Here is a 12,147-nt window from a genome sequence, read left to right on the forward strand (position 1 = left end):
AACCGCCCCTGTGATGCGCCCCGAAACTGACGGTGGTTCAAAAGGCCACAGGATCTTAGCTAAGACGTTCGGCTTGAAAATCGTCAGACCTAAGCCCGATGTGGGAAGGCCCGACCAAGGGTAGCCTGTCTTCAGTATCAAAAATCGCGTCAAACGGCATTGGAGGCGGAAATGAAAGCCCGGAAAAGGTTAGGTCAACTTCTAAGCACAGTGGCATTGGCTTCGTTGATTGCTGCGACGCCCTACGTGCCAAAGTTTGACACCGACGGTCGCCTTCAGTTTGAACCGGTCTACGCGTTCGCCAAAAGCGGCAAGGGCAAAGACGGGGATGATCGCGACGATGACCGGGATGGCAACTCGGGATCGGGTAATAGCGGCCGTGGGGGTGACCGCGACGATGGTCGCGACGACGACCGGGATGATGATCGCGACAATGACAGGGATGACGATCGAGACGACGACCGGGATGATGATCGTGACGACAATTCAGGATCAGGCAAAGGCGGTCGTGATGATGACGACGACGATGATGACTCAAAGCGCTCCAACAGGGGCAGCGGTAAAAAGGATCGGTCTCAGACCGGTGGCAGACCAATAGCTTCGGCCGGGATAACGAAGGTTGAGACAAATGCGAGCGGCATCGAAGTTCGTTACGCCGACGGAACCAAGGAAGAGATCGAAAACGGTCGCTATGAAAGAAAGAATGCGCAGAACCGAACCGTCGAGGAGCGTCCCGCGACTGGTGCCGACGTCTCACGACTGCGGTCTTTGGCGAACGGCATCTCAATCAACAACGTACGCTCAAGTGGCCAAGGCGGCGCATCTGGCAGCCGCCCCACGAAAATTGAACGCCAAGGCGACAACATCGAAGTGAACTACGCCAATGGGTGGAAAGAAGAGATCGAGTTTGGGCGCTATGAACTGAAAGATCCGTTCAACCGGACTGTTGTTGAAAGAAACGCAACCGCCTCGGATCGACGCAGATTGCAGGCAATCGCAAATTAACCAAAAGCTCGGGAAGTAGTTCCCCAGGCGGTCTCTCATCCGCAGAGACCGCCTTAGTCATCGAAGACACGGCGACTAGTCTCCTTTGTTCCAAGCATCGTGCGCTATCAAAGCGGCCTCCACCCGATTTCGCGCGTGAAGCTTGGACAGGATCGCCGTCATGTAGTGCTTCACGGTTTTCTCCTGAAGACCCAGCGCTACGGCGATTTCCCTGTTGCTCAACCCCTTGGCCACATGGCGCAGGATTTCCTCCTCGCGATGCGTGAGATCATTCAGGATGTCTCTGTTTTTGCGGGCACCGTTTTCGCTGTTGATCTTAAGCAGCACGCGTGAAGCCAGACCCGGCGAGACAAACCCTTCGCCCGCAGCAATGCTGCGCAGAGAAGTTGTCAACTCGCTCGCTGTCACGCCCTTGACAATGTACCCTATGGCTCCGGCTTCCAGTGCATCCGCAACGTCACTGCTGTTTTCCGAGACCGTCAGGATCGCAATGAAGGGTGGGTTTGTCATTGCCGCAATCTTGCGTGTCGCGCTTATCCCGCCTCCCGGCATCGAGAGGTCAAGAATGGCGATGTCTGGCTGATGCGTTCCGACGAGCGCTATCGCCTCTTCCGCACTTGAACCGGCGGCGAGAACCTCGAACCCGTCGGCCTCATCCAAGGTACGCTGCAGGCCGTCCCTGAAAATCGGATGATCATCCGCTATAACGACAGATGTGGTCATAATGCACTCATCTTTCTGGGAAATAATGTCATTGCTATTGTGGTGCCATTGCCGGGGCGCGACGAAACACTGAACCTGCCACCAATGCTCTCGACCCGATCTCGCAAGCCCAATAATCCCTGCCCACCATCGTCGCGCAAAACGGTTTCGTCCGAAGTGTCAAACCCGGGTCCGTCGTCGCTGACCTGAATGACGATGCGGTCACTTTGCACTTCACTGGTGACCGTGCATCGGGAATCCGGGGCATATCTTGCTGCATTGGAGAGTGTTTCCTGCAAAAACCGAAAAACACACAACTTGTCGGACAGTGACAATTCCGGCGACTCGCGACCCTGAAACGAAATCTCTGGCCGCAACGGGCTGTGTTCCGAGTGATCTTCAACGGCCCTCTTCACGACATCAATGAGCGTAAGGTTGTCGATGTCCGGAGCCGACAACCCCCGCGACAATGCACGAATTTCTGCAAGGGACTTTTGCAAAGACTGATGAATTTCTTCTGCCTCTTTGGGCTTGGCAGACCCTTCGGGAAACGCTGCCTCCAATCGAAGGGCGGCCAGGGACAGGTACTGAGCGGGACCATCATGCAGTTCGGCACCAAGCTTCTTGAGAAACCGATCCGTCTGCGTGGCATATCTTTCCGACGCTTCGACGACACGCGACCGCAACTGTACGTTCTGCTCGGCCATCTGTTCGCTTTCTGCAAGGCGCTTTTCCAGAAGACGCCCCTGTCGCTGAATTGTGTTGTCGCCAATTGCAACAATCGAAAACAACACGATCGTGCTGGCCACAAATGCCGAGCCGACAACCAACCAGCTTGTTCTTCTTGCCTTGGCAAGGTCCAGTTCCAGTTGATCAGCCCTTTCGTAGAACTCGGCAACCGCAATGATTTCACCGGACCAAAGCTCGCGAATGGGGCTGTACACTTCAAGCAAAGGTATCCCAAGGGCCGCTTCGGCGGCGCTTTCGGCATGATCAAGCTCTTCAAAAGAGCCGGAGATTTTTCCGCCCCAAGCTTGCTTCAGATCGTCGGTTGGACTGAATCGGCTGCCAATTATCGCAGTGTCCGATGCGTGGGCGATGACACCTCCTTGTTTCCAGAATTTGTAGGAAATAACGCGGTCGCGCATTGGCTGGGTCATGAATATCTCGTCCAGCGCCCGGCTTGCCTGCTCTGAAATTCGGTCGCCGTGCGCCAATTCCTGACTGAGGGGGGAAACGATGCTTTCCATATAAAGCGCGGCAGAGTTGGCGGAGTTCTGGACGACAGCATTCTGAATTCGATTTGACACCCAGACCCCGACTATCGCGGTAGCAGTGCCCATCACGGCAATACTGGCCGCAAGAAAAACTCGCGACAGCGACCAATTGCCAATTGTCAGGTCAGCTATTTTTCCTCTCATTGTGAAATCGACTATGAACTACAATCTCTTAACGCACCACAGACCTTGGTCTGACGTGAACTGTCGGCTACTCGAAACCCAGGTTCTGACCCAGAAGCCAAGTCAGGTGTCTTCCATCTTTCTCAGTCTTTGCAGCATCGGGCAGTGAACGTTGCCACTATCACAATTGGCTGTAAGCTCGCTCAAGGCGCGCTCCAGGCGATTGAGTTCATCAATCTTGCTACGAACACTGACAATGTGAGCCTCGGCTAATTCTTTGACTGATTGGCAGTCATCGGTACTTCCCTCTGACAGTTCCAAAAGCGCCTTGGCGTCTGAAAGCGGAAACCCCAGGTCACGGCACTTCTTCAGAAAGTGAAGTCTTCCGACATCGTTCGGTGAATAGAGGCGACGATTGTTCAGAGCTCGCGCGGGTCTTGGTACGATACCTTCGCGTTCGTAATAGCGGATGGTTTCTATTCCGACACCGCTTTGCCGGGAAGCCTCTCCTATCGCAATCATGTGAATTGACCCCTCTTGATCCTGTAGTCGCTACAGGAGTTATACAATCTGACAGTTGGTGCCTCAACTCGATCAAATTGAATACCCACGGAGTGAAAGATGAAGAAATACGTGATCCTAAGCTACCTTGGATCGGTTTCCGCTCTGGGCGTCGCAACATGCTGTGTTCTTCCAATGGCCGTGATGTTGCTGGGCTTGGGAGGCAGCTGGTTGGCGGTATTCGGAAAAATTGCTGCGGGAAGTTATTACGTTCTCGCCATCTCAACAGCGCTGGTCGCGATTGCGTGGTTTCTATCTCATCGAAACAGGGCTTTGGGGCAGTTGAAATGGTGGCTAGCAGGAAGTTCGTTGATCACCGCACTGGCATGGGTCATCGTGTTCAAAGAGGCTCAGATCAACGACTATCTAATCATGAAGATGTGAGACAATGACGAAACAAACCGTGGTGCTCGACAGTACTCTGACTTGCCCTGAATGTGGGCACGTCGAAACCGAGAAAATGCCAACAGACTCCTGCCAGTGGTTCTATGAATGCAAGTCATGCAAGGCCGTTTTGAAGCCGCTGGAGGGCGATTGCTGTGTATTCTGCTCTTACGCGACGGTCCCATGTCCGCCAATCCAGTTGGGGGATGACTGCTGCAGTTAGTATCGCATATGGGACGGCAACTTTGGGTCCGTCGATGTTGAAACGTTACATGCGCGCCCAAAATGAAGATCACTTCGCTTGGCGATGATCCGCCAGTTCCGGATGTTTGTAGGCCTCGGGGTATGGCATTGGTTTCGAGGGGCCAAGGGGTACAACACCATTCCAGCTTCGACCAAAATACCCTTGGCGACAGTGTTCAATTGAACCGCTGTTTTCCACGCCCGGCACGGAATGCGCGCGGCAAAGCCAGCGCCATAGGTTCCGGTAGTCAAGGATCTGGGCACCGTTGAGCTTCATACGCAGGTAATAGACCGGGTCGTGTCGATACAGCGTCGGAAACAGGCGAAGGTCTGCTTCGGTGAAATGATTGCCGGTCAGAAACATGCGACCGTCGCTGGCAAGGCGGGTGTCAAGCTGTGACAGAGTGTCAAAATAGGCGGTGAAAGCCGCCGCATATACGCTTTGATCAGACGAAAATCCGGCTTTGTAGGCACCGTTGTTGATATTGACGTAAATCAGCTCGTTCAGCTCGTCGATTTCTGTCCGAATGGCCGGATCATCCGGGTAAAGAACTGGCCGTTCATCATTGCCACGCGAACTGCCCAGTTCGACCGCATTGCGATCCAGCATGCGAATGATCTCGGCGCTTTCGTTGTTGACGATGCGCTTTGACTTTTTGTCGTACAGGATTGGAACCGATTTTTCTTCAGAACTTTCTGCCCGATATATGTCGCGCACCAGTCTGAAACCCTGGCCAGTGCCGGTTTCGGCGGTGCATTCCGGAAGTGTTGTTCCAGTCAGCGAAGCCACGAGGTCAGGTGCGAATTGCCAGTGGTTCGGGCCTTCAGGGTCTTCTTCGTCTGTTCGGTTGGGAAACACCACATCCATCGAAATACTGCCCTGCAGGCCCACCACGTTGCGGGCCAGTGTAACCCGATGGCACCACGGGCAGTTGAGCGCGACAAACAGGTGATACCTGCCCGGTTCTGCGGGAAAATCAGTATCGCCGATGGCATGCCGGAAACCGCTGACGCCGCGCACGAATTCCCCTCGGGCGCGGCGCAGTTCGGCATTTGACTGGTCTTCCTGTTTAGAATGGTCCGTCATTGTTCAAGCTTCACCCTCTCAGACGGTGGTGCAGAATGATAGGCACCGCAAGCTCTTCTTCATCACTTAGATGGCGTTTCAGAAAGGCCTCGATCACTTCCGACGTATCGCGCAGCGCTCCGACCTCTGAACGTGCCTGGGCCTCATCCAGATGGATCAGCTTGATCGCCCGATTGGCTGTTCGGGTGTATTGATCAAGGACCAGATCAAGATCAGCATGATCCTTTTCCAATACCTCCAGGCCCGCATCAAAACGTGGGTCCGCCGCAGAGAGTTCGGGAAAATAACTGCGATCTTCCCAGCCGTGATGGCCGTGCAGATTGCCGACAAGCGCGTTGCCATAATAGGACAAACGGGCGGCGTACGCGTCGGGTGACACCGTTCGGTCCAGAAAATGCTCGGCATCGGTCCGAACCAATTCGGCAAGACGGCGAAACATCTGATGGGCGCCCAGCCAGTGGCGCGTTCTCTCTTTGAAGCCGGGATGGGAGTCCCAACTGTCGCGCGGATATGTCTCGAGCAAGATCTGCATCTCGCCCGGCATGTTTTCGGTGCGGATATAGTGGTTATGAAGCATGAGCTTACTCCTTTCCGCAAGGATGTGTGGCCCAAATGTTCCGACCGTTAGACCCACGGCTGCACAACCGCTGTCTATGTCCGCACACCGGCAAAGCGAATTCCGCTCAAATCCGAGACACTGCGTTTCCATGTCGTGATATCGCGCAGACTGAAATCGCTCAGCGATGGGTGACCGCAGGCTCTTGCCAATACTTGCATCAGTTCGACACTCGCACCGAAGTAGCGCGCAAGCCTCTCCGCGCTGACTTGTACATCCAACCTTTTCCGCAGCTCGGGTTTCTGCGTCGCTACGCCAACCGGGCAATTGTTGGAATTACACATGCGAGCCGCAATACAGCCAACGGCCTGCATGGCCGAATTGCTGACCGCAATTGCATCAGCGCCCAAAGCCATTGCCTTGGTGAAATCCTCGGCCACGCGCAGCCCGCCGGTGACAACCAGTGTAACTTCGTGGCCTGTTTTTTGATCCAGATGCGCCCGGGCACGTGCAAGCGCCGGGATCGTGGGTACCGAAATATGATCACGGAAAATCAGCGGAGCGGCGCCAGTGCCACCGCCCCGACCATCCAGAATGATGTAATCGGCGCTGGCCGCCAGCGCAAAGTCGATGTCGTCCTCGATGTGATTTGCGGACAATTTGAAGCCAATCGGAATACCGCCAGAGCGTTCCCGCACCTCGTCCGCCAGTTTGCGGAAGTCTTCCGGGCTTTCCAGATCTGTGAAGGTCGCAGGCGAAATCGCGTTTTGGCCCGGCTCCAGCCCGCGCACCTCGGCAATTTTTCCCTGCACCTTTTCGCCAGGCAGGTGGCCACCGGTCCCGGTTTTCGCGCCCTGTCCCCCTTTGAAATGGAAGGCTTGTACGCGTTCCACCAACTCCGGCCGCCAGCCAAACCTGGCCGAGGCGAGTTCGTAGAAGTAGCGAGAGTTTTCCGCCTGCTCTTCCGGCAACATGCCACCCTCTCCGGAACAGATGCCGGTCCCGGCCAGTTCGGCGCCACGTGCCAATGCGGTCTTTGCCTCCTCAGACAGGGCCCCAAAGCTCATGTCGGAGACAAATAGCGGGATATCCAGTTTCAGCGGCTTGGTGGCCCGTGGGCCGATTGTGACCGAGGTCGATACCAAGGCGCCATCCAGCAGTGGCTTTCGCGCCATCTGCGCGGGCAGAATCTGGATGTCGTCCCAATGCGGCAAATCTTTGCGCGGCACGCCCATGGCGCCCATTTCCCCGTGGTGACCCAACTTGGAAAGGCCGTCCCTTGCCAGTTCATGAATGCGGGCAACCGTTGGCTCTTCGGGGGTCGGCGTCGCCTTGGGCACATTGCTCACCGGTTCGGGTGCCGGGTCGCCCTCGGACAGGCCACCCAGTCTGGTGTGGCTGCCGTCGCAGAACGGAGCATTGGCGCTGGCTTTACAGCGGCACAAAACAGCCGGGCCGTCCTTTTCTGCCATGAACTTCAGCGGGGCAATCCCGGTTCCGGTGTGGCTGCCGTCGCAGAAGGGCTGTTTTTGTGAGCGCCCGCACCGGCACCAGAAATAGGTTTTACCTTTCTCAAGCTCGACACGTTCCGGGGTCTTAGCGGCGATGATGGGTGGTGTGGTTGTCATGTCTTAATCCAATTTGTCGCGATCATGGGGTAAGGAGTAGTCGATACAGGGACCTATCGGGATGACCCGCGACGGGTTCACCGTTTCATGACTGGCATAATAGTGGTCCTTGATATGCGCTATGTTGACGGTCGCTGCGACGCCGGGCTGTTGGTACAGATCCCGTACATATTCCGACAGACTAGGATAATCCGCGATCCGGCGGATGTTGCATTTGAAATGACCCACATAAACCGGGTCAAAACGCACAAGCGTCGTGAACAGGCGCCAGTCTGCCTCGGTAGTTTTGTTTCCGGTCAGGTAACGCTGTTTGCCCAAACGCTCGTCCAGCCAGTCCAGGGTTTCGAACAAAGGGACGACCGCCTCTTCATAGGCATCTTGCGTGGTGGCAAATCCCGCCTTGTAGACCCCGTTGTTCACGGTGTCGTAAATCCGGTCATTCAGGGCATCAATCTCGGGGCGCAGCTCCTTTGGATAGTAGTCCCCCGGCTTTGCTCCGATCCTGTCGAACGCCGTGTTGAACATCCGGATTATTTCGGGGGACTCGTTCGAAACAATGGTCTTGGTCTTTTTGTCCCAGAGAACCGGTACTGTCACCCGCCCGGAATAGTCCGGTTTTGCAGCGGTATAGACCTGGTGCAGAAAATCTGCGCCGTTGATTGTATCCGGCACGGCACCTGGACCGGGTCGAAATGTCCAACCGTTCTCTGCCATGTACCAATGCACGACCGAGATCGAGATCATTTTCTCCAGTCCCTTGAGTGTGCGAAAGATCAGCGTTCTGTGCGCCCAAGGACACGCCAGAGAAACATAAAGATGGTAACGCCCGGCTTCGGCCTTGAACCCGCCTTCGCCGCTTGGTCCGGGCGCGCCGTCTGCTGTGACCCAATTCCTGAACTGTGGTGCCCGCCGCACGAACCGACCTGCGGTATCCGAGGTGTTGTACCATTGATTTACCCAACGTCCTTCTTGCAGAAGTCCCATGAGCTGTCCTTTCCAAGCCGCAAACCGTGCCACGTGTTAAGACGTGCCGCATCGTTTCGCTTCAGACTAACTGGTTCATTTTCTTCAACCCAGAGACTAATATTAGCCCACTTTGTTCTAATTTGGAGAACGATGCCGTGGGCCAGATGGAAGACATGCGACTGTTCGTTGCAGTCATAGAAGCGGGCAGCATAACGCGGGCTGCCCAGAGCCTTGGAATTGCAAAATCCGCTGTCAGCCGAAGGGTTTCTCTGCTGGAGGGTCGCTATGAAACTGTTCTGATCGACCGGCAGCGTGGAAACTGGGAAATAACCGAGACCGGTCGCGAACTGTTTCAGAGAGCAATCCGACTGGTACAGGATATGGATGAAATCACGGATGATTTCACAAGCACTTCCGCCGTGGTCGAAGGACCGTTAAGTGTAAGTGTTCCGCTGGAGTTTGGTGTTTCATTCCTTCAGCCCGCACTTTTTGACTTTAAGCGGAAATACCCGCAAATCCGGCTCACCGTAAACTTCGACGAACGCCAGGTGGATCTGTCCCGAGAGAATTTCGATCTGGCAATCCGGATAACGAACGAACCCGAGGCCAAGCTACTCGCAACGCGTGTCGGCTCTGTTTGGCATGGACTGTTTTGCAGTCGAGGGTATCTGGAGACTCATCCTGCCCCAAAAGAACTGCGAAATCTCCATGACCATCAGTTGTTGTTCTTTGGATCAGCCCACCGCGCAACATGGGAGTTTCTTTCAACACCCGGAAAGACGGAAATCTTTGAGTTCCAACCATACCTCAACTCCAACAGCGGGACGTTCTTGCTGAACGCCATGAAGCAAGGATTAGGAATAGCCCGCCTTCCCAATTTCATCCTTGGAGATCTGCAACACTCAGACGACATTGTTCAGGTGCTACCTGAAGTGAAAATCGAAAACTGGGGCATTTTTCTGGTGCATGCTGAAAACAGACGTATGAACCGCCGCATGAGGTTATTTACCGAAGCCATCAAAACCTTCTGCGCCCGGTCACAAAAAAGCATCCAGGTGTCTGACACCGCTTTTTAGGGTGGCCGCAATCTATTCGGCTTGCCCTTGCGAATTCCCGCTTCAATAGCGTGATCGTGGCTTGGAATGAGAATCCCAAATGCGCTGGACACGACAAATTCTTTCATGCCGCGCACATGAAGCTGCGACAGCCCACTCCCGGATGCTGTCTCAATCACAATGCAGGAATACGGACCTGTTCCCAATACTCTTGGTCTTATTCGGATATACGCGGCGGGCGCGGAACTCTCCAAAAGGGCCCAAACGACCAGCTTCGGCGAGCATTTGGTTTCTTTTGGCACTTCCCGCTAAACACCCGCCTCTGTTGACACGACTTCTGACTTCGATCGGAGCCACTTGAGAAACAGCATTACCTCAGGTCGATGATGATCCGGCAGAGTGTGGATGTAGTAGACGCCAAATAATGGCTCAGAAAACAACTCCACCATTCTGCCTGCCTGAAGATCATCCTGAAAAAAAGCACGCGCTGTGTAGGCGATGCCGTCGCCCCTACGAACGGCAGCCATGATCAGGTTACCCGGCATGTGATTGACTGAGAGAGGCTGCTCTGGAACGACACCGTGGAAGGTAAACCAGTCGCTCGCTTCGTTTGTTCCCAATTCTTGCAACCACAGAAACTGCGTTAATGATTCCGGACTGTTCAGGTCCTTACCTTCAACCAATTCCGGCGTAGCGACGACAATCATGTCAGAAATCAGAACCGGGTCTTCATCCGGCCTTGGCCTACGTTTGTCATGATATCGAATTGCTATGTCGATCCCACCCGGACGAGGTTCAACCAACTGTGACGTTGGATTAAGCATAAGTGTAATTTCCGGGTGTGCGCGTTGAAATTCAGCCATACGCGGAAGTAACCACTCCACGGCGAAGGCTGGTGACATCGTGACCTGTACTGGCCGGTTTGTTGCTGCCTCTGTTACGCGCTCCACGCCTCGGCCAACAATTTCAAAGCCGATACTGAGCTCACGAGCCAAACGTTCCCCCTGAGAGGTCAACGAAATACCTCGGCCACGTTTTTCAACCAAAGGTATGCCCAGGTGCTTTTCCAGGGACTTTACCTGCTGACTGACTGCAGCTTGCGTTACGTTCAAGCATTCTGCGGCCAAGGTGTAGCTGCCCACTTCTGCCACGGCAGAAAAGGCGCGGAGGGCGTTCAAAGACGGCAGGTTCAACCAATTCATATGATAGTTTTTCTAATATATGGGTAGAACAATTGACTCGCATAACGGCGACGAATTGGCAATGCTTGGGTGAAGACAGTCGAACTCTATCACGCCGACTTAGCGAAAAAACTATCGTCCGTGTCGCGCCAACTCTCGAACAAAGGAGCTATCCAAATGCAAGGTTTTGAAGGTGGTTGCTACTGCGGTGCAGTTCGTTACCGGATTAACACGGCCCCAGTCTGGTCTGGCCATTGCCATTGCAGATCATGTCAAATGGCACTTGGCGGGGCTTTTGTCACTTGGGCAAAAGTGGCGTCCGAGGATTTTGCTGTAACAAAGGGCGAAATCCGAACAGTTCAAAAAACACCAGGTGTCACGCGCGGCTTTTGCCCGCAGTGCGGCACCACTCTGACCTATGCAGCCGAGGGGGAGATCGAAGGTCAGGACTGGAGTAAGGACGCTTGGTTTGCCGCTTCCACCTTGGACGATCCATCCGCTGCAGAGCCCAAGGCCCATATTTTCGTTTCTCACAAACAACCGTGGATCAAGCTCAATGACGGCCTTCCTACGTTTGAGGAGTTTTAGACGAACCGCGGAGTTACACTGGAGGAAAACACAATGAGTACTGCGTTTTCGTACGCCTGCAAAGACTGCGACGGCATGGAAACCTGCCCCGGCAAGGTCGTGGCTTCTACAGAAGATGAAGTATGGAAATTGATGGAACTTCACGCGGTGATCGCGCACGGAGAAGATCCGAGCACTTGGGATGCTGAGACACGCGATTATCTAGGCAAGCTGATAAAAACTCACGACTTCGGCAAATAGTTCGCATTCAGCGAAGTGTTGGGATCAGTACGGGTCCACCCCAGCCCGAATACTTGCCAAAGAACCTTCGTTCCAATTCCGAGTTCACTGGAATGTTAATGGTAGCGGTTCACTTGCTGCTGCATCTGGGTACAAAGACGCAGGATACGAACTAATGGGCGAACGAAACCTGCTGTGTGTGCGGTCTGTGCAAACGTGGCGTTTGAGGTCTGACGAAGCATATCGATCTCCTGTGTCTGACCTTACGTTAACCGCCATCACAGGAGAGGTCTGTGAACTAGGACACAGACGTTTGCCAATCGCTTTGGAGGCCACCGACGCAGCGTGATTGGTATGCAAGGCGAGGCTCAACGAAGTCGAACAGCCAGATCCCTTGCCGAGGCTTTTTCAAAGCTTGCCTATAAGCTGGAAGCAACAAGTTTTGCCATTGGCCTTCAATCCGCTTGCTGTCGCTTTGGCATTCAGCATTCTTTCTGATTTTCCTCCGGTCCCCACTGGGAACAATCGATTTAAGTCTTTCAAAATGATATACTGCTAAAGCTTGTTAGCCG

At 54.4% G+C, this 12,147-nt stretch carries 14 protein-coding genes; 6 read left to right on the forward strand and 8 right to left on the reverse strand.

Annotated features, from left to right (window positions below):
• The first annotated feature begins 171 nt into the window (after window positions 1-171).
• Entirely contained in the window at window positions 172-1,005 is an 834-nt protein-coding gene (locus tag ACR0J2_RS09205) for a hypothetical protein (protein ID WP_480812353.1), read from the forward strand.
• A gap of 75 nt (window positions 1,006-1,080) precedes the next feature.
• Here ACR0J2_RS09205 and ACR0J2_RS09210 read toward each other — a convergent pair whose 3' ends face one another.
• The 3 genes from ACR0J2_RS09210 to ACR0J2_RS09220 all read right to left on the reverse strand — a co-directional run bounded on the left by ACR0J2_RS09210 (window position 1,081) and on the right by ACR0J2_RS09220 (window position 3,629).
• Window positions 1,081-1,728 (reverse strand): response regulator, encoded by a 648-nt coding sequence (locus ACR0J2_RS09210; protein ID WP_480812354.1) that lies wholly within the window; start codon window positions 1,726-1,728, stop codon window positions 1,081-1,083.
• A complete protein-coding gene (locus tag ACR0J2_RS09215) occupies window positions 1,725-3,050 on the reverse strand; it encodes a sensor histidine kinase (RefSeq protein WP_480812355.1) in 1,326 nt (441 codons plus the stop codon). The genes ACR0J2_RS09210 and ACR0J2_RS09215 overlap by 4 nt, the downstream gene beginning before the upstream one ends.
• A gap of 180 nt (window positions 3,051-3,230) precedes the next feature.
• Complete coding sequence (locus ACR0J2_RS09220; protein WP_170614828.1) at window positions 3,231-3,629, reverse strand: MerR family transcriptional regulator; 399 nt, start codon at window positions 3,627-3,629, stop codon at window positions 3,231-3,233.
• Between the two features lie 99 nt (window positions 3,630-3,728).
• Here ACR0J2_RS09220 and ACR0J2_RS09225 point away from each other — a divergent pair, with 99 nt between their 5' ends.
• Together ACR0J2_RS09225 and ACR0J2_RS09230 are read left to right on the forward strand one after the other, a co-directional pair.
• Window positions 3,729-4,052 (forward strand): hypothetical protein, encoded by a 324-nt coding sequence (locus ACR0J2_RS09225; protein WP_480812356.1) that lies wholly within the window; start codon window positions 3,729-3,731, stop codon window positions 4,050-4,052.
• Between the two features lie 4 nt (window positions 4,053-4,056).
• Complete coding sequence (locus ACR0J2_RS09230) at window positions 4,057-4,275, forward strand: GDCCVxC domain-containing (seleno)protein (protein WP_480442187.1); 219 nt, start codon at window positions 4,057-4,059, stop codon at window positions 4,273-4,275.
• Between the two features lie 69 nt (window positions 4,276-4,344).
• Here the strand turns inward: ACR0J2_RS09230 and ACR0J2_RS09235 are convergent, their stop codons facing one another.
• The 4 genes from ACR0J2_RS09235 to ACR0J2_RS09250 all read right to left on the reverse strand — a co-directional run bounded on the left by ACR0J2_RS09235 (window position 4,345) and on the right by ACR0J2_RS09250 (window position 8,550).
• Entirely contained in the window at window positions 4,345-5,382 is a 1,038-nt protein-coding gene (locus tag ACR0J2_RS09235; RefSeq protein WP_480812357.1) for a glutathione S-transferase C-terminal domain-containing protein, read from the reverse strand.
• A gap of 10 nt (window positions 5,383-5,392) precedes the next feature.
• The gene (locus ACR0J2_RS09240) at window positions 5,393-5,959 is read right to left on the reverse strand and encodes a hemerythrin domain-containing protein (RefSeq protein WP_480812358.1); all 567 of its coding nucleotides are present in this window, start codon (window positions 5,957-5,959) and stop codon (window positions 5,393-5,395) included.
• Between the two features lie 74 nt (window positions 5,960-6,033).
• A complete protein-coding gene (locus ACR0J2_RS09245) occupies window positions 6,034-7,566 on the reverse strand; it encodes a glutamate synthase-related protein (protein ID WP_480812359.1) in 1,533 nt (510 codons plus the stop codon).
• 3 nt (window positions 7,567-7,569) lie between these two features.
• On the reverse strand, window positions 7,570-8,550 hold the full coding sequence (locus ACR0J2_RS09250; protein WP_480812360.1) for a glutathione S-transferase family protein: 981 nt from the start codon (window positions 8,548-8,550) through the stop codon (window positions 7,570-7,572).
• Between the two features lie 26 nt (window positions 8,551-8,576).
• On the opposite strand from ACR0J2_RS09250, the gene ACR0J2_RS09255 reads away from it, so the two are divergent.
• On the forward strand, window positions 8,577-9,608 hold the full coding sequence (locus ACR0J2_RS09255) for a LysR family transcriptional regulator (protein WP_480812361.1): 1,032 nt from the start codon (window positions 8,577-8,579) through the stop codon (window positions 9,606-9,608).
• 287 nt (window positions 9,609-9,895) lie between these two features.
• Here ACR0J2_RS09255 and ACR0J2_RS09260 read toward each other — a convergent pair whose 3' ends face one another.
• Window positions 9,896-10,789: a LysR family transcriptional regulator gene (locus ACR0J2_RS09260; RefSeq protein WP_170614835.1), complete on the reverse strand. Its 894-nt coding sequence runs from the start codon at window positions 10,787-10,789 to the stop codon at window positions 9,896-9,898.
• A gap of 156 nt (window positions 10,790-10,945) precedes the next feature.
• On the opposite strand from ACR0J2_RS09260, the gene ACR0J2_RS09265 reads away from it, so the two are divergent.
• Both ACR0J2_RS09265 and ACR0J2_RS09270 read left to right on the forward strand, forming a co-directional pair.
• A complete protein-coding gene (locus tag ACR0J2_RS09265; protein ID WP_321254612.1) occupies window positions 10,946-11,356 on the forward strand; it encodes a GFA family protein in 411 nt (136 codons plus the stop codon).
• 33 nt (window positions 11,357-11,389) lie between these two features.
• Window positions 11,390-11,596 carry a DUF1059 domain-containing protein gene (locus tag ACR0J2_RS09270; RefSeq protein WP_170614837.1) on the forward strand — a complete coding sequence of 69 codons (207 nt, stop codon included), beginning with the start codon at window positions 11,390-11,392 and terminating at the stop codon, window positions 11,594-11,596.
• Window positions 11,597-12,147 lie beyond the last annotated feature (551 nt).

It is taken from the genome of Ruegeria sp. CG4 (assembly GCF_056537185.1).